Here is a 23108-nt window from a genome sequence, read left to right as displayed (position 1 = left end):
GGTGTTACGCGCTCAGTAGGACGTGCGCGGTTTTGTGAGTTGCAATTACTCGCTAATTGCGGTGATCGTCAGCGTTGCCGAGTAGTCACCAGGAGCGGTGTCCAGCGGAACCTGCAGTTGAACGCCAGCGCTCACTACTGCGGATGCAGCTGCCCCTGAGCTCGCAAGCACCTTCGAGCTCGCGAGACCGTCAGTCGCACCTGAGCCCGGAGCAACTGAGTCACCGACAGTTACAACGTCAGCGTCACCAGTTACCAGGTTCGGGGTCCACCCGAGGTAGGTTCCAGCGAAGTTGTTGCTGCCAGAAGTGAACTCCGAAACCGATCCACTGAGGTTCCACGAGTAGTCCTCGTCGCCACCGGTACGGGTGTCCGTGATCGTGACATCGTTCAAGTCACCGTTCGAAACAAACCCGTTTTCGGTCTGCGATGCGGTGCCGAGGTCTACCGTTTGTTCGCTATCCCATGCCCAGGAGAACTCACCCTCGGGGTCAGTCGGCTCACCCGGCTCCCCAGGCTCACCGGGGTCATCTGTCTCAGGAATGGTGACGTCGATGTCGCCGGCGTTTTCATCGCCGGGTTCTTCTGGCTCAGGCTCTTCCTCACCAGCAACCGTGTAGCCGATGCTGATCGGTGCGGCAGGCTTCTTCGGGTCAACAAGACCACCCGAGGTGTACCAGTACGCGGACTGGCCGGTCAGGAGGTTGTAGTCAACCCACGACTGCGGGAATGAACCCCAGCCATCCTTGGTGCGGTTCTGCGGGCTAAAGACGCCGCTGTCGTCACCTTCGACCTCAACGCCAGCGTACTCAGGCGTGACCACAATTCCGGTATCAGTCACGTCAACACCGGTGAGGGTTGCGACCTCAATTTCTTGCTCTGGCAGTTCGACCCACTTCGAGGGGTCGAACATGTCCGCGCCGTATCCGCTTGCGGTTCCACGCACGGTTCCGACGCCGTTTTCAACAGTCAGCACCGGGTTACTAATGCTCCAGTACGTCATACCGCCGTAGTACACAATCGTGAAGGAGCCGTCGAACTGAATCGAGGCGTTGTCCGCGTCCGCGTCGACTGTACCGCTACCGCCGGTGAAGTTGACCTGGTTACCCGAAGTCGAGCCAACGGTGGTGTTCAAGTTTGTACCAGCCGGGTTTTGACACTTGGTGGTCCATGTCGGCTGTACCTGGTTGCCGTCGGCGTCAGGCTTCGTAACGGTTACGTTGCCTGCTTCAGTCTTATAGTTCGCAGTCGCGAACTCGCCCGACCATACGCCTGAAAGACCGTTATCCCCGGCTTCACCCGCAACAAGGAAGTTGCAGCCGCCGAAGAAGGCGCCACCACCGGACTCGTCGTTGACTCGCCATGAGAAGCTCACATCGTCAACACTGCTCTCTGCTGCAAAAGCTGGCGCTGCACCGAAGCCCGCGCCAAGTGCAATTGCACTTGCGCCGAGAACGGCACCTCCTCGCCTAAGCCACGACGCCTTACGCGCCGAATTCTGACGTTTCGTCATACTTTCTCCATTCAGTTGCCCGGCGTAACCGATCGGTGGAGCGCCGAACCAATCCCCAGAAAGCCCAAACGATAGATTAAGGGTTGCCTTAACTAACTAAGGGCGCCCTTATGTTATCGGCATTCCTGAAACCTTACAACTAGCTGAAAGGGCCAGTTCGAGGTATACGGACTGGGAATCGACTCGGCACTTCACCTAGCTACTACCGAGCGATTTACTACTCACTAATCAGGCTGATTGTGAGCGTCGAGGTGTAATCTCCGGCCGCGGTAGTCGTCGGAACAACCAGCTCAAGCGCTGCATCGACAGTCGCATTTGCAGCATCGGTCGAAGTGGCGAGCGTGCGTGCAGTCTGCAGACCATTAGCCTCACCTGACCCAGGGGCAACAGGATCACCCTCGGTGACCGCATCCGAAGATGCCTGGACTACATTTGGCGTCCAACCGAGGTAAGTCGAAGCAAATGAGTCAGACGCTGATTCGAATGCCGAAGCCTGGCCGCTCAGCGTCCAGTTGAATGCATCCGCGCCACCTTCACGCGTATCGGTGACGACCACGTCGTTGAGCGAACCGGTAGCGACAAACGTATCGCCGTCCTGATCAGCCGTGCCGAGGCTCGCAGCACTTGAACCCGCACCTTCCCATGCCCATTCAAGCGCTCCGGTCACGGGACCGGGGTCGGTGGATCCGTCATCTTCCGGGATGGTCACATCGATGTCACCGGGTCCACCTTCGTTCGGCAGTTCAGTCTCGGCAACATACGACACCGTAATCGGTGCCGCTTCCTTCTTGTGGTCGAAGCTGCCGCCCGAGGAGTACCAGTAGGACGACTGCTGCGTAAACTCGCTGAAATCGACCCAGCTCTGCGGGAACGAACCTGGGTAGGAGCCAGTAAGCACCTGGTCCATCATCGTCTCTGTGTTGATGTCAACTGCCACACCTTCGTAGGCAGGCTTCACCACAAAACCATCTTCGGTCACGTCAACCGCAGGCAGGTCGGCCACAACGATCTCACGACCCTCCAAAGCCTCCCACTGGGTACGGTCGCTCATCGATGCGCCATAGCCCGTGGCCCAACCCGTGAACTGCCCAACACCGTCAGTTACCTCAAGTTTAATGTCGGAAAGCGACCAATAGGTGAGGCCGGAGTAGTAGACGATTGAGAAGCTACCCTCCCACTGAATCTCAGCGTTGTCCGCCTCAGGGTCCACAGTTCCGGAACCACCCGTGATGTTTACCTGGTTGTGCGAGGGGTTGCTGAAGCCTAGCACCGCCCCATTCGGGTCAAGGTGCTTCGTGTCCCATGACGCGAGGACTTGATTACCTTCAGCATCCGGCTTCGTGATCGTCACGTTGCCATCTTCTGCCTTATAAAGGTTGTCTTCTTCTTTCCACACACGGGAAGCACCGGCGTCACCGGCAATCCCGGCCGACAGGAAGTTGTAGTGGCCAGGGATCGCTGCGCGGCTGCCCGACTCCACGTTGACTGTCCACGAGAACGTCGCGTCGGTCACGGTATTTGTCGCCGCAGTTGCGGGCATCGCGCCGAGACCGGTGCCTACCAGCAGTGCGCTCACCCCGAGCGCAACAGCCGCGCGGTTAATCCAAGGCACTCTGCGCACCCCGATTAGTTTTTCCGTCATTATTCTCCGTTTCAATGTTCGACAGTGCCCTTCGCTCCACAGGCACTACCGAAAATCAAATGCCACCCACACGGTCGAGTTAGGCTTGGCTATCCTCGCTAAGGCAAACCTAAGCTTAGGGTATGCTGAGAGGCGAAGCACAGCGGGCTGACTGCCCTAGATGCGTCAAGCTAAACGCTTTAGGCTCGCCTTCAATTGACTAGGCTTCTTGGACCCAGCTGGTACAGGATCGATTGGATTAGAGAATGACACAAACAACGACGACTCCCGCGACGCTGAGTGAACGACTTCGCAAACTCACTGCGACCTCGCACGAAAACGCCGAGAACTCGCCGTTCCTTACCGAACTCCTCGGTGGCAAACTCGACGTCAATGCCTGGTATCACCTGCTCGAGCAATACCGGTACATCTACTCCGCGCTGGAAGAGACCGCAGGTAAAATGCGTGACAACGATCCCTGCCTCGAGCTGCTCTCGGTCGAGCTCAACCGGTTCGAGTCAATCGAACGCGACCTGGAGGCACTCGCGAAGCGAGTCACGGTCGATCCGGTCGGGATGCTGGCATCGACCCGCGCGTATGTCGAACGCATCCTGGACACCGCAAACGACGCACCCCGCTATCTCGCGCACCACTACGTGCGCTACCTCGGTGACCTCTCTGGAGGTCAGGTCATGCATGTCTGGCTCAGTCGCCACTATGACCTCACCGATGAGGAAACCGCATTCTTCCGCTTCGAAGAAATTGAGAAGCCAGTACCGTTCAAGCGCAATTACCGCATCGGGCTCGACAATCTTTCGCTGTCCGATGCAGAAGCGGGGCGCCTCATCGACGAGGCAATCGTGAGCTTCGAGGCCAATGAGCAGATCTTTGCCGAGCTGAATGAAATACACGGCACAGCTCGAGTAGCGGTCTAACGCTCACCTCGGAAACAAAAACTGGTCCGGATGCTGAAGTACAGCATCCGGACCAGTTTTGTTTGGTCGAACCGGTTGATTAATCGACGATGACCGGCTGAGCGCCCTTACGGCTCGTCAGTACCTGGTCGATCAGGCCGTATTCAAGGGCCTCGGTCGCCGACAGGATCTTGTCGCGCTCGATGTCCTTCGAGATATCGTCCTGATCCTTGCCCGAGTGTGCAGCGAGTGCCTCTTCGAGCCACTCGCGCATCCGGAGTACCTCGCGAGCCTGAATCTCGATATCCGAAGCCTGGCCCTGGCTCCCGCCGCCCGAAGACGGCTGGTGGATGAGCACGCGAGCGTTCGGGAGTGCGAGTCGCTTCCCGGGCTGGCCGGCAGCAAGCAGCACCGCAGCAGCGGAGGCAGCCTGGCCGAGGCACACGGTCTGCACCTCGGGGCGAATGTACTGCATCGTGTCGTAGATCGCCGTCATCGCGGTGAACGCGAGTTCGAGCCGACTCCTGAGCGCGGGAGGCTGCTACTCGCCTTCCCGGCTGTCACCTCGAGTTCGCGAAGCGCAGCGGCCACGAGATCGCGTGACTCGACGACGTCGCGTTCCTCACCGGCTACTCGGGTACGCCCGCCTGCGAACCCGACCCTGTATGGCACTTCGAGGTGACCTTCGACGCCTTCACCGAGCCGGAGCCTGTGAAGGTCGGCGCCGCCGTCGAGGCGGGCGAGGGCACGCCAGCCGAGCGCGTCGCCGGCGTCACGGTCGACATGGGCCTCACACTACCCGAAAGCCCGACGGCGCACTGACCCGCGCGTTCGCGGAGCGAAGTCAAGTTGCGTCCCGCGAACGATGGTTGAGGCGAACTCCTGACTCAAAGTCGAACGCGAGGACATGCCCTGCGGTCGCCGCCAGCGTGACCTGCTCGCCGGCGTGCGGGTGGCTTCGGCCGTCGACGCGGGCAATGACTTGCTGACGCGCGCCCCCGATTTCGGTGTGTCCATAAAGGTACCCATCCGCTCCCAGTTCCTCGACCAAGTCGACGACAACAGGAAGCCCCTTGCCGTCCGCCGGGTTGACGACAAAGTCCTCGGGTCGCACACCCATCGTGATTCGTTTTCCGTTCGCGCGTCCGATGGTGTCTCGGTCGAGGAGTACCACTTCAGAACCGAACTGCGCCCCACCCTCGACGAGATCGGTGGTAAACAGATTCATCGCGGGCGACCCAATGAAACCTGCGACGAAGACGTTCTCGGGCCTCTCATAGAGATCGCGAGGTGTGCCGACCTGCTGCAGGTGACCATCGCTGAGCACCGCAATTCGATCGCCCATGGTGAGTGCCTCGGTTTGGTCGTGCGTAACGTAGATGGTGGTGACGCCTAGACGACGCTGCAGCGACGCTATCTGAGTGCGGGTCTGCACACGAAGCTTCGCATCGAGGTTCGACAATGGCTCGTCCATAAGGAACACCTGCGGCTGGCGTACGATGGCACGGCCCATAGCCACTCGCTGACGCTGACCGCCTGAGAGGGCCTTTGGCTTGCGCTTCAGGTACTCCTCGAGATCAAGCAATTTGGCGGCTTCGGTCACTCTCCTGCCGCGTTCCTCTTTGCTGACACCCGCGATCTTTAGGCCGAAGGCCATGTTCTCCCCGACAGTCATGTGTGGATATAGCGCATAGTTTTGAAAAACCATCGCAATGTCGCGGTCCTTCGGGCGGACGTCGGTGACGTCGCGACCTCCAATGAGGACGCGTCCGCTGTTGATCTCCTCAAGACCCGCAAGCATGCGGAGCGATGTGGACTTTCCGCACCCAGAGGGGCCGACAAGCACTAGGAACTCGCCGTCGGCGACTTCGAGGTTCAGCTTGTCGACTGCAGGACGCGTTCCTTCGGTGTAGGTTCGAGTAGCGTTATCGAACGTTACTGAGGCCATAATTTTTCTCCTTCCCGGCAAGCTCGTGCCGGATAGTCCGCGGAAGTTGATGCGGCGAGATTTGCCTGTTGTGCGCTTGGGTCAATGGGGCCAAGCGCTGCCACCTCATCAGGCTCGTTGTGACACAGATTCGATCAATTTCTTGGCATAGGCCGGTCGATCGGTGCTGCTGCCCTCGACCCCGGTCTCGATGATGCGGCGGAGGTCAGCTGCTGAGTTGTACATGGACGAACAGACGCGATATCCCTCGTCTTGGAGCATACGTACCCGCTCACGCGTGAGCCCTGGCCAGTGCAGGAGCAGGTTACGAACCCCCAGCGATTCAGCTGCGTACCGCCAATCTGAATCGAGCGACCAGATTAATAGCCCAGTTCCTCGGGGCATCTCCTGCGCATGCGATTGGAATTCGGAGAGGGCGAACGGGTCGAAACTGGTCACCATGCAACGAGCACGGTCCCGTTCACTCCTCCCCCGCATGAAGTGTGCAAGAGCACGGGCAGCGCCGCGATCCTTGATTTCCACCTGGAGCAATGACGATGTGCCGTTCATGACCTCGTCAAAGCTCGGTACCGTTTGTCCAAGCCCTAAATCAAGCCGTTGGAGTTCGGCAAAGGTGAGTTCCGACATCGGAGCTCGGACTTCACCCGTGAACGCGAGGTTCTCGGTCGTGTAATCATGGCCGATGATGAGCACGCCGTCCGCCGACAAACGGACATCAAGTTCTGATTCGGCAATGCCCAGCTTTTCGGCCTCCTGGAATGCCAAGAGCGTATTCTCTGGCGCACGGTCGACGGCCCCGCGATGGGCGGTGAGCAGGAACTGTTCGTGTAGGACGGGCATTCATGCCCCTTTCATGGAGCAATAACGTTGATGGTTTCGGACGTGAGGAAAGTCTCGGTGGTCATTCATACGGACGGAATGCCCTTCGCGTCGATGGAACGATCATGCGAGCGAGTTCGGCCACTAGTGACTCAGGGCCGGCGAGCACAAGGTCCGGGCTTGGTCGTCCGCCATCGAGTCCGCGGACAACACCGCCAGACTCCTCGACGATGAGCCATCCTGCAGCGAAGTCCCAAGCGTGCAAGCACGACTCGTACGAGGCGTTGACTCGCCCGGACGCGACGTGGCACAGATCCAGTGCCGCAGAACCCATACGTCGGACATCGCGCACATTCGGGAGCAATTCGGACACTACCCGCCCCTGCCACTCGCGAGTGTCTCGGGTGTAATTGAACCCAGTGGCGATGAGCGCCTGCGATTGATCTACTTCCGTGATCATGAGTGCGCGGCGTGTACCCGCGATCGCCAACCAGGCACCGCGCCCCCGGGATGCGACGTACATCTCATCTAGCACAGGGTTGAGCACCACCCCGACGAGCGGCCGCCAGTCACCGTCCACAGACGGAGAGCCTTCGACAGCCGCGACCGATACGGCGAACGACGGGATGTCGTAGAGATAGTTGACTGTCCCATCGATCGGGTCGACAACCCATGTGATGCCCGAGTCACCGACGACCTCGTTGCCTTCCTCCCCTAGAAAGCCGTCCCGAGGACGATTCGCAAGAATCACTTCTCGGATGAGAGCCTCACCCGCACGATCCATTTCAGTGACTACATCGGTTGCGCTCGATTTGGTGGCCGCAACGTCGACGTGTTCCGGGCGTTCATCGAAGATGAACCGTCCGCAAGCCCGAGCCGCCCGGATCGCCAGTTCCTCAATGGCATCCTGGATGTGGACCCCTTTTATTGGAGTAGACATCGCTACTTCCCTTCGTTCATTGATTTTCGAGCGCGCGATCGCAGAAACGCTACGACCAGGCCTGGCCAATCGGTTTGGATCACGTCGAATCCTTTGTCATATAGCACACCCCAACCCGCCTCCGGGCCCTCGGTGATGGACCGGTCGTCGTCGTAACCGGCGTACAGCGTGGAACCATTTGCAAGTGTTAATGCATTGCCGACCAGCAACACACCTCGAGCCTGAAGTTCTCGCAGGTATCCCACATCCGTGAACGGGTGGTCGATCGACGACGCAATCAACTCAAGTGCGACCGTATTCAGACCTTCATCGCCAAGAACTCGCTCGACTTGCTCGGGCGTCTTCACGATCGGCAGGAATGGAAACTTGACCGGATGCGCTGCCAGATCCTTTAACGACTGTTCGTCCATGAAGCTCTTCAGCATTAGCCGTTCAGTGTGACCGCGCGCGGCTAAGAAATCCAACACCTGCGGCCACCACCGCCACGAACGATCGATGGCGAAGAACGACTCCGCAAAACGATCGAGCATGTCGTCAAGACGAACGACTGGATACGCACCCGGACGCGCATCACTCCATCGATAGGTCAATGCTCGAATTTCTACTGTAGAGAGTTCAGTGATTCGCTTATCGATGCCGAAGTGCAGCCCTTCGTATCCATCGTGGAACACGAAGAAGTCCCCGTCAGTCGAGGCTACCACATCGATCTCAAAAATGTCACCGCCATGTGCCTGAGCCGCCTGTACTGCCTTGATGGTGTTCTCTGCGACGCTGCCTTTGGCTGATCCGCGATGAACCATGACCAATGGGTAGTGCGAGGTTGCCCGGTCAGCAAGCATTTGATTCATTATCCTGTGCCGTGGTGATCCGAGGTGAGTGCGCAAGTTCGTCATTTGATACCGCTCTGCGTGATCCCCTGAATAAACTGGCGTTGGATCAGGAAGAAGAAAAAGATCATTGGAATCGCGGCCATTACGCCAGCCGCCATCATCAAGTTGCTCTCAGTGAAGAACGACCCTTGAAGCATGGCCAGGCCTGGACCAAGGGTCAGTTTGTCGAGTGATTGGTTCACGACAATCGGCCAGAGCAAGCTCGTCCAGCTTCCCAACAGCGTGATGACCCCGAGCGCGGTCATTCCACCCTTCGCGTTAGGCAGCATGATCCGGAAGAAGATCGTGAAGTGTCCGGCACCGTCGAGTGTCGCCGCCTCCGTGAGTTCCTTCGGAATGGACGAGAAAGTCTGCATCATCAGGAAGGCGCCGAACACCGAGAAGACTGACGGCAGTACGAGGGCGACTAGTGTGTCTGTCAGGCCCATGGCCGCAATGATTTGGTACTGAGGGATCATGAAGATCTCGCCCGGGACCATCATGATCGCGAGAAGTGCCACCAGTATCACGTTTTTTCCGGGCAGGTCGAGGACGCCTAGCGCATACGCAGCCATCGAAGCAATCAGCACCGTCAGCACGACGTCCGCTGCAGACACGATGATCGTGTTCCACAGAAGCGTGAAGAAGGGAATCCGTTCCACCACTGCGGCGAAGTTGTCGAGCGTTGGATCCTGGGGAATCAGGGTGGGCGGCGCCATCATGGTCTCAGCGAACGTCTTGAATGCGCTGAGCACCATCCATGCGAACGGAGCCAATGTAATGATTGCGACAACGGTGAGCGCGATTCTGGCCCACAGACCGGTTTTGGTTTTCATGGTGCACTCACTTGTCGTAGACGACCCAGTATTTCTGGAGTCGGAAGGTGATCGCAGTAATGACCAGAATCATGAAGAATAGTGCGATCGACAACGCTGCTGCGTACCCACGGCCACCCGAATACACGAACGCATGCTGGTAGTAGTAGTGGACGATCGTTTGCCCGTACTGCATGCCAGCGGAGCTTTCGGGCAACATGATGTAGACGAGGCTGAACATCTGGAACATCGAAATGATGTTGGTCGTAGCGACGTAGAAAATCGATGGGGTGAGCAATGGCAACTTGATATGCAAGAACACCTGCCACGGTGTTGCGCCGTCGATTTCGGCAGCTTCAAAATAGGCCTCTGGAATCTGCGTGAGTCCCGAAAGAATCACGAGCATTGGAACTGAGAAGCTCGAATACGTCATCACAACGATAAAAACGGTGGTGACGCCGACATTCGAACCGAACCAGTTCACCGGCTCGCCCCCGAGCATCTGCACGAATCCGTTGACTATTCCGTAGTCGGTGTTGAACATCCAGCCGAATGCCATGAATAGAACAACAGGCAACGTGACGGCAGGCAAGAACAGGATTGTGCGAAATGCACCGATGTGCTTGATCTTCATGTTGAGCAGCAACGCAGCGCCGAGCGAGACCACCACAATGGCAGGCACTCCCAATGCGACGAATTTCAAGGTATTGATGATCGCCTGATGGAAAGTGGAGTCACCGACGAGCTCTGAGTAATTCTCCAAGCCGATGTACTCTGCGGGGCCGAACGCGCCTGCTTCCGTGAACGACATCCAGAAATTGAGCCCAAACCCATATGCTTTGAACACAACGAGCCCGCTCAACAACGGTATGAGAAAAATGATCCCCGGTAGTATGTTCCGTTTTCTGGAGTATCCCGGCTTTCGGAGCTGGCGGGCACCCGCACGGTTGTCAGCCGTACGGGTGTCAGCAGTGGCGGAGGTTACAGACGTCATTGGAGTGCGGCCTGGATAAGATCGTTGATCTGCTTGACCCCGTCGTCGATGCTGATCTGCTTAGACCAAATCTGTGGAATGACGGTATTGTTCGCCTTATCCACGCCCTCCCGCGCCGCAGGATAAGCCGTGGACGGGCGCAGGAAGATGTTTTCGGCAGCATTTTCAACCACCTCGATGTTGCCGATGGCGTTGTTCGCGCCGATCCACGCTCCCTGCGCTTCAGGGATTGCAGGCAGCGCCCCACCCGCTTCCGCATGCTTTTCCGCGCCCTCAACAGAGGTGAGGTACTCGATGAGTTCCCATGCGCCCTCCTTGTTCTTGGAGTACGCGTTCATAACGTAGCTCAGTCCGTTCGAGTCCGTTACATACGACCCGTTTACCGAAGGGAACCGCACTGCATTGAATTCGCCGTCGGCCTGCGCAACCGCGCTGACGTGCCATGATGGGACTGCCGACATGGCGAGGTTCCCCGACATCAGAGCAGTGAGCGGGTCAAAGTCCGCCTGCTCCGAAAGGTCGGGCGCCAGACCTCGATCCACCAAGTCCATGATCATTTCAAAAGCTTCACGGCCTTCGGGAGAGTCGAGCGTCGCGGTCGGGCCGTCCTCGGAAACTACGTGACCACCGAGTTGCTCGACCAGCGTCGCAATACCGTTCCACATGGAGCTGTTGTAGTAAACCGCAGTTTCGGAGTCTCCAGACTTTTCCTTGATCTCCTCCGCGACGTCGAGCATGTCGTCCCAAGTCCAATCGTCGGTCGGCTCTTCGATACCGAGTTCACGGAACGTCTCCGCGTTGTAGAGGAACAGCCATGTGTCCATATCTTTCGGGATGCCATACTGCACGCCGTCGAAGTTGTAGAGGCTCGTGATCGTCTCATCGAACTGCTCGATATCGAGGTTCGACTGAACGATGTACTCATCCAGCGGTTCGAGGGCACCACCTTCGACGTAGTCTGTGACCTTGGAACTCTGCCACATGACATCGGGACCGGACTGAGCGCCAAGCGATGCGTCGAGCTTGGTGTAATACTGGTCGTCCGGTACGAGTTCGAGCGTGACGTTATACCCGGGATGTGCCGCGGTGAATCCGTCGATTGCGTTCTGCACGCCGGCCTGCTGATTAGCATCCCAGATCATCACGCTGAGGTTCGTGGTCCCGCCGCTCTCCCCCGCCATTGAGCCGCTGCAACCGCTCAGCACCAATGTCGCCACGGCAGCGACCGCAGCGATTGCACCAGTCTTCTTGAGCATGTTCTCTCCTTTGCAATCGAAGCTCCCGTTCATGGGAACGTTCCAATGCTTAGAAAATAGCTGTGGCACGTGAATGACCGGCAAACGGCCTAAAGACTATTCGTGAACGGCTGCGGGTCCAATGGATCCGTTTTCCTGGTACTTGCCGGGAATCAACGAGAGCAATGTGGATTCAGCTGTCGTTCCACGCATCAGCCGATCCCCCCAGTACACCGCTTCTTCCGCGACGAGGTCTACGGCTAGCTCGACCGTTGAGAGTCCAATGAGGTCGAGTCCCAGCGTCCATCCGCCGAACCCGATGACGGAGACATCTCGCGGCGAGCGGATGGAGTTGGCACGCAGCCACCGCAGAGCATCCATCGCCATAGCATCTGAGCGGCACAAAATGGCGGTTGGCCGTTCTACCGGGCCGAACTGGGGTCCCAGAGCTTCGCCGATCTCATTTAGCTGCCCCGTCGGAAGTTCGAGGTCCACAAGCTCCAGCCCGAGCTCCCGCATCCGCTCGCGTGCGGCCGACAACCGTAGGGCGATCGAGTACGACCCTTCGTGCGCGACTCGCAACAGCAATATTCTCCGGTGGCCCTGACCCGCTAGAATATCGACCGCGGTTCGACCGTTGGTCTCCTCGTCGTTGCCGACACTGATGAGTCCGTCGACACGCTGGGGGCGCCCCGCAATTACGATAGGCAAGAGTCGACCGAGGCGCTTGAGGTCTTCGGGATTGTTCGTGCCCGAACCTACAATGAGCGCCGAGATCCCCGAGCCAACGAGTTTCTGCAGCGACTGCAATTCGCGCTCCGGATCGGTCTTGGCGCCGATCGTAGTGGAGAGCAGCTCGATGCCCCGAGCATCGCACGCCGCTTGAACTGCTCGGTGCATGGCCCCGTAAACTGGCTCATACACGTCGCGTACGAAAAACCCGAGTGTGCGCTGCGCCTTTGATGCGAGTTTGCGGGCTGACTCGTTTCGCACGTAGCCGACCTCGCGCGCCGCTTCGTTCACTCGGTCGATAGTTTCAGGCAGAATCAGAGTACTGCCTTGTAGTGCAAGTGACACAGTCGACTTCGATACGTTTGCGGCTTTCGCCACATCAATGATCGTCGCTCGGCGCCACGGTTTATCCCCGTGAATACTTGACTCAGCGACACCACGCTGATTCAAACCACTCACGTGCGGATCTTCATTTGGCGGCCTCATCATGGGGTTAAGAATGCCAGACGAGGCTAGCCGCGCTTCCGTGACACCCACTCACTACCACGAATAATCGATGCTCGACTGCCAGCACGATAGGCAACAAACGGGCGGCCTCGAACCAACTTGGTACAAGGCCGCCTATTGTGGGATGCGTCGGAGTGCGCGACCGACTAATCGACGATGACCGGCTGAGCGCCCTTACGGCTCGTCAGCACCTGGTCGATCAGACCGTATTCAAGGGCCTCGGTCGCCGACAGGATCTTGTCGCGCTCGATGTCCTTCGAGATATCGTCCTGATCCTTGCCCGAGTGTGCAGCGAGTGCCTCTTCGAGCCACTCGCGCATCCGGAGTACCTCGCGAGCCTGAATCTCGATATCCGAAGCCTGGCCCTGGCTCCCGCCGCCCGAAGACGGCTGGTGGATGAGCACGCGAGCGTTCGGGAGTGCGAGTCGCTTCCCGGGCTGGCCGGCAGCAAGCAGCACCGCAGCAGCGGAGGCAGCCTGGCCGAGGCACACGGTCTGCACCTCGGGGCGAATGTACTGCATCGTGTCGTAGATCGCCGTCATCGCGGTGAACGAGCCACCCGGTGAGTTGATGTACATCGTGATGTCACGGTCAGGGTCCTGCGACTCAAGCACGAGCAGCTGCGCCATGACGTCATCCGCGGAAGCATCGTCGATCTGCACGCCGAGGAAGACGATGCGGTCTTCGAAGAGCTTCGCGTAGGGGTCCTGACGCTTGAAACCGTATGCGGTGCGCTCTTCAAAGGAAGGGAGAATGTAACGCGATTCCACGGCTGGGTCGCGGGAGATTCCGGCGGGGACAATCGGGCCGGTGGGGAGATTCAACATAGTGCTATTCCTTCGTTCCTCGACGCCTACTTGTCCGACTCGTCTGAGCCGTTACCCGATGCCTCATCAGGCTTGTCGGAGATGCGACGGTCGGTGCCACCACCGCCAACAACGCTCGTTGCTGTGTCGGAGATGTGGTCAACAAAACCGTATTCGAGTGCTTCTTCGGCATCGAACCAGCGGTCGCGGTCACCGTCTTCGTGGATCTGCTCAACCGACTTGCCGGTGCGCGAGGCGGTGATCTCGGCGAGGCGCTGCTTCATGTCAAGAATGAGCTGTGCCTGACGCTGGATGTCGGACTGGGTACCGCCAATACCACCGAGCGGCTGGTGCATGAGCACGCGAGCGTTCGGCGTGATGTAGCGCTTTCCAGGTGCGCCCGAGGTGAGCAGCAGCTGCCCCATCGATGCGGCCATGCCGATACCCACGGTCACGATGTCGTTCGGAACGAGCTGCATAGTGTCGTAGATCGCCATACCCGCGGTGACCGAACCACCGGGAGAGTTGATGTACAGGTAGATGTCACGCTCGGGGTCCTCCGCGGAGAGCAACAGCATCTTCGCGCAGATTTCGTTCGAGTTGTCGTCGCGGACATCCTCACCAAGCCAGATGATCCGGTCTTTGAGGAGTCGGTCGAAGACACTGTTTGGCATTTGCAGTTCAGCCACGGATACTTCTCCTTCGTCAGGTGTCGCAATGAATCTATCCGAGGCAAGCTTGATATTAGGGGCCTGTTCGCCCTCGGCGTGAGATGAGACCGGCCGGTTGGCCGCGCATTTCGCGCAGTCAACCGGCCGGTCTCAGGGTCTTATTTACTTCGCTTCTTCGGCGGCAGGCTCTGCTGCCGCTTCGGCGTCTTCTTCAGGTGCGTTTTCGGCTTCGTCAGCCTTTTCGCGAGCCTGCTTCACGACCGCGGTGAATTCGGAGATGTCGACCGCGTTGCCGTTGCCGTCAACGACCTCAGCGTCCTCAAGGACGTACAGCACTGCCTTCGAGCGTGCAACCTCACCGATCATCTGCGGCATCTGGTTGTTCTGCTGCATGACCTCGACGAACTCCTGCGGGGAGATACCGTACTGCTGCGCCTGCTGGAACAGGAACTCGGTGAACTCGTTCTGCTCAACCTGGACGTCCTCCACCTTGATGATCTCGTCGAGGATGACCTGCTGCTGGAAGGAGCGCTGCGCACTTTCGCGGACCTCTTCGCCGTGTGGGTCGTCGAGCTCCTTACCTTCCTGCTCGAGGTGGCGCTTGACCTCATCCTCAACCATCTGTTCGGGCACAGGAACTTCATTGCGCTCGATGAGGATCTCGATAGCCTTCTTGCGAGCTTCGTCGACCTGGGCGAAGGTCTTGGTCTTCGCGGCCTGGTCACGGAGGTCTTCGCGCAGCTCGTCTACCGTGTCGAACTCACTCGCAAGCTGTGCGAAGTCGTCATCAACCTCAGGAAGCTCGCGCTCCTTGACCGACTGTACGGTGATGGTGATTTCTGCTTCTTCGCCTGCGTAGTCGCCGCCCAGGAGGGTCGAGTTGAAGGTGGTTTCTTCACCCGCGGTGAGCGTGAGGATTGCTTCGTCGGTGCCCTCGAGCAGTTCGCCTGAGCCGACCTCGTGCGAGAGGCCGCTAGCCTCGTCCACTACCTCGCCGTTGACCTTAGCGACCATGTCGATCGTGGCGAAGTCGCCGTTCTCGATTGCGCGGTCAACAGTGGTGAGGGTACCGAAACGCTCGCGGAGCGTCTGCAGTTCTGCTTCGATGTCTTCATCGGTGATCTCGGCGGTCTCAACCTCAATCTTGAGACCCTTCCAGTCCTTGATCTCAACGTCGGGGCGGATGTCGACATCGATGACAACCACGACGTCGCCCGAGAAGTCCTTAATCTCAGGGGTCTCGGTGACGTCCGCTTCCGGACGTCCAAGCGGTTGGAGTTCGTTCTCAGCAAGCGCCTGCTGGTAGAACGAGTCGAGCCCATCCGAGATGGCCTGGTCCAGGACAACCTCGCGGCCGACGCGCTGATCGATCAGCTGGTTCGGTACTTTGCCCTTACGGAAGCCAGGGATCTGCACCTGGTTCGCGATGGTGCGGTATGCGCCATCGAGGTAGGGCTTGAGGTCTTCCGGCGCCACGTTAATGGTCAGCTTGGCGTGCGTCGGGTTGATCTTTTCGACCGAAGTCTTCACGTGCGGGTACTCCTGCGGGTTGGTTGGCGCCACATTTTGGCGACCGGACGATCAGTTGTGGCGATGCGTATCAGCCTAAAAATGGCGTGACAAGACACAAACAAACCTTAACGATACGCCTTACGGACCTGCAGTCCCTAATCTTCGCGCGGAATTACTCAGAAACGGATGCAGTGGCCCTGGGAACGCAAAGGCGGGGCACTTCCAAGAAGTGCCCCGCCCGCATTGCGAAGAGTGCTTATTCGGCGGTCAGACCGTCGATGAACTCCTGGTTTTCGCCGGCCCACTGCTCAACAGCGGGACCGTAGTCGTCCGACTCGTTCTCGTTGAACATGGCGTTCTCGAGCGAGTAGAGCGTCTCCGAGTCCATCTGGAAGTTCTGCATCCAGCCCGCGAGGGTCGGGTGCGAGGTTTCAAAGTCGCTGCTCGAGAAGCTGTGCATTCCTTCGGCACCGCCCAGCGTGCCTTCGGGGTCTTCGAGGTCACGGACAGGGTACTCGTCGTATGCCCAGTGCGGACGCCACAGCGTCACGACAATGTTTTCGCCAGCAGCCGTGGCAGCTTCAAGCTCCGTGAGCATTCCCGGAGTCGAGGAGATGACGAACTCCATGTCCTCAAGACCGTAGGTCGGGATGACCTGTTCCTGCGTGGTCTTGGTGAGACCGGCACCCGGGTCAATACCGATGATCTCGTTATTGAACAGGTCTGCGTTCTCCGCGAGTTCCGCGAGCGAGGTGATTGGGGCATCCTCGTTCACCGCGATGGTGAGCGAGGCTTCCTCGTTCCAGGCACCGAGGTCAACGATGTTCTCGCCGTATTCCTCCACGTACTCGGCGTGCGTCAGTGGCAGCCAGGTGTCCAGGGTGAGGTCGTAGTCACCATCTGCGAGTCCCGTGTAGACCGGTGCCGGGTCAGCATATTCGAGGTTGACGGTGTAGCCCTCGCCCTCGAGTACGTACTTCCAGAGCTCGCTCACCGCGACGCCCTCGTCCCAGCCGTTGAAGACCGCAATAGTGACCTCGGCTTCGTCACCGTTCTCGACCGTGTCTCCGCCGCCGCCATCGGCCGCGCATCCAGTCAGGGCGAGGCCAGCGACACCAGCCATTGCCACAATTTTTGTGAAAGTTCCCTTACGCATTCGTTCCTTCTTCTCTACTTATTTCATTCAGTTCAGTGATGTGAATGGATGTGTGGGGTTTCGTGAGTGAGTCCGTTAGGCCGTGACGGGCGCAGCGGTTTGCTCTTGATTGTCTTGCTCGGCCTTTTGTTCAGCCGACTTAGTGGAGTCAGCAGCCCGCTTGCGCTTCTTGCCAATGCCACCCGTGAGGCGGTCGAGGATCATCGCGATCACCACTACCGACAGGCCCGCTTCAAATCCGAGCGCGAGGTCAATACTCTGCAGTGCCTGGGTTACCTGCTGGCCAAGGCCGGCCGCGCCGACCATACCGGCGATAACAACCATCGACAGCGAGAGCATGATGACCTGGTTGACCCCGGCCATGATTGAAGGCAGGGCAAGCGGCAGTTCAATTTGTCGCAGGATGCGGTTGGGGGTCGCGCCGAAGGCGCGGCCAGCTTCGACCACTTCCTTGTCGACTCCGCGGATGCCAAGTTCGGTCATTCGCACACCTGGCGGGAGCGAGAAGATCACGGTCGCGAAGATGCCTGGGACCACACCGACTCCGAAGAGCAGCAGTGCGGGAATCAGATACACCATCGCGGGCATGGTCTGGAAGAAGTCGAGGATTGGTCGAATCACGCGGGATGCGCGCTCCGATTTTGCGGCCCAAATTCCGGTGGGTATCGCGATTACCAGTGCGAGGATACTGGCCACCAGGACCAGCGAAAGCGTCCGCATCGCGTTGTCCCACTGGCCCACCGATACGATGAAGAGCATGCCGATGACGCTTCCAATCGCGAGCACGATGCCGCGAGTTCCCTTCGCAAGGATTGCGAGGACAACGACGATTGCCATCACGACCCAGTTGGGCACGAATGACAAGATCATGTAGAAGAAGTCATACGGGGCGTCAAGGATGACGCCGATGACGTCGAAGACGATCCCGAACACGTCGACGATCCAGCGGGTTGCTGTCTCGACCCATTGGCCCCAGGGGATGCCAAAGTCAATTTCAAACATTAGTGCGCCCCCTCACCTTCGGTGACCGTTTCGATATTTGCGGTCGCTAGCGGAATCTGTGGGTCGGTGTAGCCAACGGTTACAGGAAGATCGATGGCACCGGTCGTGGTGGTCATCGAGCTGAGCAGTGCGACTCGAGGCACGACCCCAAGCAGACGACCCTCGGGGTCAATCACCGGCAGCGGCAGTGATGTGTCCACCGATGGCTCAAAGAGTTCGTTGAGCACGGTATCGGGGCCGACGGTGATCAGCTCGCGATCCATGATTGCCTGGAGTTCGTGCTGACCCTTGCGGCGCGCCCGGCCAATCTGCACTTCGTTCACCGTGGCGACGAGGCGACCCTTCTCGATCAGGAATACGCCGCTCACCTGCAGCTCACGCATCAGCTTCTCCACCCCGGCGATACCTGCCGAGACGGGGAGCACCGCACGGGCGGGCTGCATGACTGCCGAGGCCGTCAGCACGCGCGACCGGTCGACATCCTGAACGAACTGTTCGACGTAGTCATTGGCGGGTTCGGTGAGGATTTCCTCGGGGCTGCCGATCTGTACGATCGCGCCGTCACGCATCACCGCGATACGGTCGCCGAGGAACATTGCTTCGTTGAGGTCGTGCGTAATGAACACGATGGTCTTGCCGAGCTGCTGCTGCATCTCGACAAGCTCTTCTTGCATTTCACGGCGGATGAGCGGGTCAAGCGCGCTGAACGCTTCATCCATAAGGAGAATCTCGGTTTCGGCACACAGCGCGCGGGCAATACCCACACGCTGCTGCATACCGCCGGACAGCTCGCCAGGGTAGCTCTCCGCCCATTGGTCAAGACTCACGGTTTCGAGGACTCGTCGGGCCTGTGCTTCGCGGTCAGCACGATTCACGCCCTGGATCTCGAGCCCGAAGGCAACATTCTCGAGCACCGTACGGTGCGGCAAGAGGGCGAAGTGCTGGAAGACCATCGACATTTGATTTCGGCGTACTTCACGCATGGTGGCGGGTGAGGCACCGATAATCTCAGTGCCCTGCACTTTGATCGACCCTGCGGTCGAATCCAGCAGACCATTCAGCATGCGGATGAGCGTCGATTTTCCGGAACCCGAGAGCCCCATAACGACAAAAATCTCGCCGGTACGCACCTCGAAAGATGCGTCAACTACTGCGGCAGTCGAGGCCGGTGCGAGATCTGCCCTGGTTTCACCACGCTCGAGCCGTTTGACTCCTTCGCGTGGATTTTTGCCGAACACCTTATACAGATGCTCAACGGTAATAGCGGTCGTGGTCAATGAAGACTCCTTCGATATCTCGACTCGTTCGAGGTGAGGTGTCACAGTTCACGTGATGACGACTCTGCGGCTGTCGTCGTAACTCTCGGTCTAATTACGTACTTCGGCGAGGAATATCAATCGCCGAATCCGGGCAGGGGTCATCTCTAAATCAGTAAATTCGGGCCTTTCCGGCAGCCAAAATCAAGGCCACCCATGGGAAGCTCCAGGGTTCAATCTTACGCCGGGAGGTAACGCGCCTCGGGCTCAGAACGGCGGATTTGCGCGGATTGCGCACCATATTGACCGTCACCAGGTCACCGACATCCGCGGCAACATGCGCCAGAGTGCGCATTCAAACCCACTGTTGCAAGATCGTTAACTTGACTCACAATCTTTGCCGATAACCCCCTCATCTTCGGCAACGAAGTGGTCATGATAGGACTGTCGATGTCGAATAATGAGGGGAAGAAATGGCGAAGCGAACCACAGCAACACACTTCGCCGAGATCAACCCCTTTCCACAGCTCTTCACGATTGCTCCGGCGAATCGTGACCACGAGGTGGGAATTCGTTGCGGCATTTCTGTCTTCGTCCCGCTGCTGGCCCTGCTGCTCATCGACCGGATTGACCTGGCGATTTTTGCATCCTTCGGTGCTTTCACCGCGATCTACGGTCGCAACCTCGACCACGGCTCCCGGTTGAAGATGCAGCTGCGAGCGGGGCTCCTCATGACCGTGGTCTTGCTGCTCGCGACTGTGGCCGGGCACTACGGAGTCTCTGAACGCGAGAACCCCTGGGCACTCGTTGCTTGCACGACGCTGGTCGCCGGAATTGTCTCGGTGATCGCGGCATTTTGGCGACTCCGCCCGCGGGATCGCTCTTTCAAATCTTTGCCTTTGCCGCGGTTGCCTCCGTTCCTACGCAGCCGCCATTGCGCGACTCGTTCTTGACGATCATCGCCACCGTGGTGTTCGCCCTCTTCATTGGACTGAGTGCACGGATCATCTTCCCCGGTCGTCAAAAGCCAATCGTCTGGCCCGCAGATGAGCCCTTCACCGCGACCGAACGTAAGGTCATCTGGCTGGAGGGCCTCTGGTACGTGGTCGCCGCTGGAATTGCCGGCTCCATCGCAACTGCGCTTGGACCGGTCATCAATATGGAACACAACTACTGGGCGATGGTCGCTGCAGTGGTTCCGCTGGTGGGCCACTCCACCAGCTACCGAGTGAGCCGCGGGTTCCAGCGCATTATCGGCACCTTCTTCGGGGTCGGACTGATGTCGCTACTGCTGCTTATCGACCTCGAGCCCTGGCTCATGATCATTATCATCGCGGTGCTGCAGTGCTGCGCAGAACTTTTCATTGCCCGCCAATACATGCTTGCGGCCGTCGTGACGACACCGTTGGCGCTGCTCGCAACGCTGCTGGCCACATCGGGGACCGGTGGTGAGCCCGACAAGCTGCAATTGCTCACGGACCGCACCATTGAAACGGTGATCGGTTCAATGGTCGGCATGATCTGTGTGCTGATCCCCTGGGCCTGGCGCAAATGGGTCCTGGGACGCGTCCAGCCCACGCGCGCAATCGACCTCACCGATATCCCCGAGGAATAGGAATGAATGATGAAGCACACGAATCAGCCGCGAGTGATTGGCGACCTCAGCATCCTCGATGAGGTGGATGCGGATGCTCGAGGTGCGGTCTGGAAACTCACCGATGAGACTCGAGATCTCGATTCGAATCTCATTCGATTGCCCGCTGACGAGCAAATTGGTGATTTCACCGGACCGGAGATTGATTCACTCATCGTGGTGGTCTCGGGTAGCGGCACGCTCCGCACGGAAGGTGGCCCGATTAGCCTTCGCCCGGGGCAACTGGTGTGGCTGCCGCGACGCTCGCTCCGCGGATACCAGGCGGGAGCCCAGGGACTCGCCTACCTCACCGTGCATCAACGGCGTGTGGTTGAGCCTCTCATGCCCACGGTGAGAGAGGGCGACTAACCCACGTTCTTTCGGTAACTCGGCTCGATGAGTGAGCCTTCCTCTTCGACCTCGCCGAGCATCCGCCACACTGCCCGACTGAGTTGCGGGTACTGCCGCGCGATTGCCCGATACAGTTTCGCGTCGATGCCATCGGCCGTTCGTCGGAGGTCATCGGCACCCTCCTGCGCCGTTTGCTCGGCTAGACGCGCGAGCGAGTATTCTGCGGTGAGCCCGCGAGCCTCCAACGCGTCATCGCGCAGTAGCAACACGAGATATTCGTCGGTATCGGGGATCTCGGCAAAGATCTGTGCCGGATCCTCTCCCCCGCGAACGCGCTGCTCAATGATTGATTCTCGTTCGAGTTCGGCAAGTTCACGCAGTTCCGCGAAAGATGATGGCATGGTCACTCCGTTCGCGGTTCGATACTTGCGGCTGCTCTCCGACTAGAAGAGCGGCAACCACTCTAATGCAAGGTCGTGTGGAGACGAGGAAAAGTTCACTCGCGCTTTGTGTACACCCACAGGATGATTCGTTAGCTTGGCACTAGCAATCGGCGACCGCCTTTGGCTTCATGCACAGGCGTTTCTGCGTCGTGACCGATCGAAACACGGGTAAGAAAAATCTCAACCACAGAGACTGCCGTCAATCCATTTGGCGGCACGATGGGCCCCCTTCGTCAGACGTACGCAAGTTCCGATACCTTCCCACCGATGGCGAAAGCGTTCAAACAGGTGACCCAGGTGGTCCGAGAATCGGGATTAATGCGACGCGCATCCTGGTTCTATCTAATAGTCGGCATCGCCCTCGCCCTCAGTTTCGGCGGTGCCATTACCGGCTTTATTCTGCTCGGTAACAGCTGGTTTCAGCTGCTCATAGCGGGTGCGCTCGGCATCATCCTCACTCAAATCGCCTTCATTACGCACGAAGCGGCACACCGAATTGTTTTCGCCTCGGGCAAAAAGAACGATCGACTTGCGCTCATTCTCGCCGCGTTCGTGGGGCTGAGTTATGGCTGGTGGGATTCCAAGCACTCCCGCCACCACTCCAATCCGAATCGGGTTGGCAAAGACCCGGATATCGAGATCGACACGATCTCTTTCCTCGATACGGATGCGCAAAGCGCCCGCGGCTTCCGTCGCCTCCTCACGCGCAAACAGGGTTGGTTGTTCTTCCCGCTCCTCACCCTTGAGGGCCTGAACCTGCACAAGCATAGTTACGCGCACCTCTTTGCCCGCGGTCCGGTGAAGTTCCGCTGGATCGAGCTGTCACTCATCACTCTTCGACATGTGCTCTTCTTCACGCCAATTTTCTTGTACCTACCTCTGGGAATGGCATTCGCTTTCGTTGGTGTGCAGTTGGCAGTGTTCGGCGTATACATGGGGGCTGCCTTCGCTCCGAACCACAAGGGCATGCCGGTGATCGCGAAGGATGCCAAACTCGACTTCTTCACCAAGCAGGTTCGCACTTCCCGCAATATTCGTGGCGGCTGGTGGGCAACCGCACTGATGGGTGGTCTGAATTATCAGGTCGAGCACCACCTCTTCCCCAACATGGCGCGACCCTATCTCGGTCGCGCGAGCAGCATTGTCCGTGAATACTGCGCGACTCACGGAGTGCCCTACACCGAGACTTCACTGCTGCGCTCCTACGGCATCGTGATCGAGTACCTCAACCGGGTGGGGCTCGCCGCGCGCGATCCGTTCGAGTGCCCCATCACCGCGCAGTACCGCAGTGTCCGATAGATGGCGGGCCTGACTTCCAGTCAGCGATCACCATACGGTGGCAACGTGAGGACCGTTCATTGTGAGGGAGAGT

General features: G+C 58.8%; 23 protein-coding genes and 1 pseudogene. 6 read left to right on the top strand and 18 right to left on the bottom strand.

Going from position 1 to position 23108, the window contains the following annotated elements; all coding sequences use genetic code 11:
• Positions 1 to 45: 45 nt before the first annotated feature.
• Together ACTHXA_RS01975 and ACTHXA_RS01970 are read right to left on the bottom strand one after the other, a co-directional pair.
• Positions 46 to 1512, bottom strand: a complete 1467-nt coding sequence (locus ACTHXA_RS01975; RefSeq protein WP_441668810.1) for an HtaA domain-containing protein — start codon at positions 1510 to 1512, stop codon at positions 46 to 48.
• A gap of 217 nt (positions 1513 to 1729) precedes the next feature.
• The gene (locus ACTHXA_RS01970) at positions 1730 to 3154 is read right to left on the bottom strand and encodes a hypothetical protein (RefSeq protein WP_441668808.1); all 1425 of its coding nucleotides are present in this window, start codon (positions 3152 to 3154) and stop codon (positions 1730 to 1732) included.
• Positions 3155 to 3399: 245 nt separating this feature from the next.
• Here ACTHXA_RS01970 and ACTHXA_RS01965 point away from each other — a divergent pair, with 245 nt between their 5' ends.
• A complete protein-coding gene (locus ACTHXA_RS01965; RefSeq protein ID WP_441668806.1) occupies positions 3400 to 4068 on the top strand; it encodes a heme oxygenase (biliverdin-producing) in 669 nt (222 codons plus the stop codon).
• A gap of 79 nt (positions 4069 to 4147) precedes the next feature.
• Here the strand turns inward: ACTHXA_RS01965 and ACTHXA_RS01960 are convergent.
• Positions 4148 to 4555, bottom strand: a pseudogene (locus tag ACTHXA_RS01960) (ATP-dependent Clp protease proteolytic subunit); the annotation flags it as partial.
• A gap of 170 nt (positions 4556 to 4725) precedes the next feature.
• Here ACTHXA_RS01960 and ACTHXA_RS01955 point away from each other — a divergent pair.
• Complete coding sequence (locus tag ACTHXA_RS01955; protein WP_441668804.1) at positions 4726 to 4869, top strand: hypothetical protein; 144 nt, start codon at positions 4726 to 4728, stop codon at positions 4867 to 4869.
• A gap of 22 nt (positions 4870 to 4891) precedes the next feature.
• Here the strand turns inward: ACTHXA_RS01955 and ACTHXA_RS01950 are convergent, their stop codons facing one another.
• The 14 genes from ACTHXA_RS01950 to ACTHXA_RS01885 all read right to left on the bottom strand — a co-directional run bounded on the left by ACTHXA_RS01950 (position 4892) and on the right by ACTHXA_RS01885 (position 19330).
• On the bottom strand, positions 4892 to 5995 hold the full coding sequence (locus ACTHXA_RS01950; RefSeq protein ID WP_441668802.1) for an ABC transporter ATP-binding protein: 1104 nt from the start codon (positions 5993 to 5995) through the stop codon (positions 4892 to 4894).
• A 108-nt stretch (positions 5996 to 6103) separates the two neighbouring features.
• Entirely contained in the window at positions 6104 to 6835 is a 732-nt protein-coding gene (locus ACTHXA_RS01945) for a glycerophosphodiester phosphodiesterase (RefSeq protein ID WP_441668800.1), read from the bottom strand.
• A 61-nt stretch (positions 6836 to 6896) separates the two neighbouring features.
• Positions 6897 to 7754 carry an inositol monophosphatase family protein gene (locus ACTHXA_RS01940; protein ID WP_441668798.1) on the bottom strand — a complete coding sequence of 286 codons (858 nt, stop codon included), beginning with the start codon at positions 7752 to 7754 and terminating at the stop codon, positions 6897 to 6899.
• 2 nt (positions 7755 to 7756) lie between these two features.
• Positions 7757 to 8554: a glycerophosphodiester phosphodiesterase family protein gene (locus ACTHXA_RS01935; protein ID WP_441668796.1), complete on the bottom strand. Its 798-nt coding sequence runs from the start codon at positions 8552 to 8554 to the stop codon at positions 7757 to 7759.
• Positions 8555 to 8643: 89 nt separating this feature from the next.
• Complete coding sequence (locus tag ACTHXA_RS01930; RefSeq protein ID WP_441668794.1) at positions 8644 to 9381, bottom strand: carbohydrate ABC transporter permease; 738 nt, start codon at positions 9379 to 9381, stop codon at positions 8644 to 8646.
• An 85-nt stretch (positions 9382 to 9466) separates the two neighbouring features.
• Positions 9467 to 10249, bottom strand: coding sequence for a carbohydrate ABC transporter permease (locus tag ACTHXA_RS01925; RefSeq protein WP_441668792.1), 783 nt, complete (start codon positions 10247 to 10249; stop codon positions 9467 to 9469).
• A gap of 179 nt (positions 10250 to 10428) precedes the next feature.
• A complete protein-coding gene (locus ACTHXA_RS01920; RefSeq protein ID WP_441668790.1) occupies positions 10429 to 11688 on the bottom strand; it encodes an ABC transporter substrate-binding protein in 1260 nt (419 codons plus the stop codon).
• Positions 11689 to 11784: 96 nt separating this feature from the next.
• The gene (locus ACTHXA_RS01915) at positions 11785 to 12858 is read right to left on the bottom strand and encodes a LacI family DNA-binding transcriptional regulator (RefSeq protein WP_441668788.1); all 1074 of its coding nucleotides are present in this window, start codon (positions 12856 to 12858) and stop codon (positions 11785 to 11787) included.
• Positions 12859 to 13052: 194 nt separating this feature from the next.
• A complete protein-coding gene (locus ACTHXA_RS01910) occupies positions 13053 to 13733 on the bottom strand; it encodes an ATP-dependent Clp protease proteolytic subunit (RefSeq protein ID WP_441668786.1) in 681 nt (226 codons plus the stop codon).
• A 26-nt stretch (positions 13734 to 13759) separates the two neighbouring features.
• Positions 13760 to 14386, bottom strand: a complete 627-nt coding sequence (locus ACTHXA_RS01905) for an ATP-dependent Clp protease proteolytic subunit (RefSeq protein ID WP_441669033.1) — start codon at positions 14384 to 14386, stop codon at positions 13760 to 13762.
• A 159-nt stretch (positions 14387 to 14545) separates the two neighbouring features.
• Positions 14546 to 15913 (bottom strand): trigger factor, encoded by a 1368-nt coding sequence (gene tig, locus ACTHXA_RS01900; protein ID WP_441668784.1) that lies wholly within the window; start codon positions 15911 to 15913, stop codon positions 14546 to 14548.
• 238 nt (positions 15914 to 16151) lie between these two features.
• Positions 16152 to 17051 carry a glycine betaine ABC transporter substrate-binding protein gene (locus ACTHXA_RS01895; RefSeq protein ID WP_441668782.1) on the bottom strand — a complete coding sequence of 300 codons (900 nt, stop codon included), beginning with the start codon at positions 17049 to 17051 and terminating at the stop codon, positions 16152 to 16154.
• A 75-nt stretch (positions 17052 to 17126) separates the two neighbouring features.
• Positions 17127 to 18053 carry an ABC transporter permease gene (locus tag ACTHXA_RS01890; protein WP_441668780.1) on the bottom strand — a complete coding sequence of 309 codons (927 nt, stop codon included), beginning with the start codon at positions 18051 to 18053 and terminating at the stop codon, positions 17127 to 17129.
• The gene (locus ACTHXA_RS01885) at positions 18053 to 19330 is read right to left on the bottom strand and encodes a quaternary amine ABC transporter ATP-binding protein (RefSeq protein ID WP_441668778.1); all 1278 of its coding nucleotides are present in this window, start codon (positions 19328 to 19330) and stop codon (positions 18053 to 18055) included. Before ACTHXA_RS01885 ends, ACTHXA_RS01890 begins: the two co-directional genes overlap by 1 nt.
• Before the next feature lie 452 nt (positions 19331 to 19782).
• Here ACTHXA_RS01885 and ACTHXA_RS01880 point away from each other — a divergent pair, with 452 nt between their 5' ends.
• From ACTHXA_RS01880 to ACTHXA_RS01870, 3 genes are read left to right on the top strand one after another with little or no spacing between them, the layout of a single operon-like run.
• Positions 19783 to 20262, top strand: a complete 480-nt coding sequence (locus ACTHXA_RS01880; RefSeq protein ID WP_441668776.1) for a hypothetical protein — start codon at positions 19783 to 19785, stop codon at positions 20260 to 20262.
• Positions 20244 to 20924, top strand: coding sequence for an FUSC family protein (locus ACTHXA_RS01875; RefSeq protein ID WP_441668774.1), 681 nt, complete (start codon positions 20244 to 20246; stop codon positions 20922 to 20924). Before ACTHXA_RS01880 ends, ACTHXA_RS01875 begins: the two co-directional genes overlap by 19 nt.
• A gap of 6 nt (positions 20925 to 20930) precedes the next feature.
• On the top strand, positions 20931 to 21311 hold the full coding sequence (locus ACTHXA_RS01870; protein ID WP_441668772.1) for an AraC family ligand binding domain-containing protein: 381 nt from the start codon (positions 20931 to 20933) through the stop codon (positions 21309 to 21311).
• Here ACTHXA_RS01870 and ACTHXA_RS01865 read toward each other — a convergent pair.
• Positions 21308 to 21694: a hypothetical protein gene (locus ACTHXA_RS01865; RefSeq protein ID WP_441668770.1), complete on the bottom strand. Its 387-nt coding sequence runs from the start codon at positions 21692 to 21694 to the stop codon at positions 21308 to 21310. The two genes, ACTHXA_RS01870 and ACTHXA_RS01865, sit on opposite strands and share 4 nt — an antisense overlap.
• 261 nt (positions 21695 to 21955) lie before the next feature.
• Between ACTHXA_RS01865 and ACTHXA_RS01860 the strand changes: the two genes are divergently transcribed.
• The gene (locus ACTHXA_RS01860) at positions 21956 to 23035 is read left to right on the top strand and encodes a fatty acid desaturase family protein (RefSeq protein WP_441668768.1); all 1080 of its coding nucleotides are present in this window, start codon (positions 21956 to 21958) and stop codon (positions 23033 to 23035) included.
• Positions 23036 to 23108: the final 73 nt, after the last annotated feature.

The organism is Gulosibacter sp. (assembly GCF_052090685.1).
In the GTDB taxonomy this organism is placed as follows: domain Bacteria; phylum Actinomycetota; class Actinomycetes; order Actinomycetales; family Microbacteriaceae; genus Gulosibacter.
The sequence above is the reverse complement of the archived record's forward strand: the minus strand, read 5'-3'. Positions and strand labels throughout refer to the sequence as shown.

What these genes read in the sequence shown, in the direction of transcription:
- ACTHXA_RS01975 (WP_441668810.1), bottom strand. Translation starts at nt 1,512, where the DNA reads ATGACGAAACGTCAGAATTCGGCGCGTAAGGCGTCGTGGCTTAGGCGA.
- ACTHXA_RS01970 (WP_441668808.1), bottom strand. Translation starts at nt 3,154, where the DNA reads ATGACGGAAAAACTAATCGGGGTGCGCAGAGTGCCTTGGATTAACCGC.
- ACTHXA_RS01965 (WP_441668806.1), top strand. Translation starts at nt 3,400, where the DNA reads ATGACACAAACAACGACGACTCCCGCGACGCTGAGTGAACGACTTCGC.
- ACTHXA_RS01950 (WP_441668802.1), bottom strand. Translation starts at nt 5,995, where the DNA reads ATGGCCTCAGTAACGTTCGATAACGCTACTCGAACCTACACCGAAGGA.
- ACTHXA_RS01945 (WP_441668800.1), bottom strand. Translation starts at nt 6,835, where the DNA reads ATGCCCGTCCTACACGAACAGTTCCTGCTCACCGCCCATCGCGGGGCC.
- ACTHXA_RS01940 (WP_441668798.1), bottom strand. Translation starts at nt 7,754, where the DNA reads ATGTCTACTCCAATAAAAGGGGTCCACATCCAGGATGCCATTGAGGAA.
- ACTHXA_RS01935 (WP_441668796.1), bottom strand. Translation starts at nt 8,554, where the DNA reads ATGGTTCATCGCGGATCAGCCAAAGGCAGCGTCGCAGAGAACACCATC.
- ACTHXA_RS01930 (WP_441668794.1), bottom strand. Translation starts at nt 9,381, where the DNA reads ATGGTGCTCAGCGCATTCAAGACGTTCGCTGAGACCATGATGGCGCCG.
- ACTHXA_RS01925 (WP_441668792.1), bottom strand. Translation starts at nt 10,249, where the DNA reads ATGTCGTTCACGGAAGCAGGCGCGTTCGGCCCCGCAGAGTACATCGGC.
- ACTHXA_RS01920 (WP_441668790.1), bottom strand. Translation starts at nt 11,688, where the DNA reads ATGCTCAAGAAGACTGGTGCAATCGCTGCGGTCGCTGCCGTGGCGACA.
- ACTHXA_RS01910 (WP_441668786.1), bottom strand. Translation starts at nt 13,733, where the DNA reads ATGTTGAATCTCCCCACCGGCCCGATTGTCCCCGCCGGAATCTCCCGC.
- ACTHXA_RS01905 (WP_441669033.1), bottom strand. Translation starts at nt 14,386, where the DNA reads ATGCCAAACAGTGTCTTCGACCGACTCCTCAAAGACCGGATCATCTGG.
- ACTHXA_RS01895 (WP_441668782.1), bottom strand. Translation starts at nt 17,051, where the DNA reads ATGCGTAAGGGAACTTTCACAAAAATTGTGGCAATGGCTGGTGTCGCT.
- ACTHXA_RS01890 (WP_441668780.1), bottom strand. Translation starts at nt 18,053, where the DNA reads ATGTTTGAAATTGACTTTGGCATCCCCTGGGGCCAATGGGTCGAGACA.
- ACTHXA_RS01880 (WP_441668776.1), top strand. Translation starts at nt 19,783, where the DNA reads ATGGCGAAGCGAACCACAGCAACACACTTCGCCGAGATCAACCCCTTT.
- ACTHXA_RS01870 (WP_441668772.1), top strand. Translation starts at nt 20,931, where the DNA reads ATGATGAAGCACACGAATCAGCCGCGAGTGATTGGCGACCTCAGCATC.
- ACTHXA_RS01865 (WP_441668770.1), bottom strand. Translation starts at nt 21,694, where the DNA reads ATGCCATCATCTTTCGCGGAACTGCGTGAACTTGCCGAACTCGAACGA.
- ACTHXA_RS01860 (WP_441668768.1), top strand. Translation starts at nt 21,956, where the DNA reads ATGGGCCCCCTTCGTCAGACGTACGCAAGTTCCGATACCTTCCCACCG.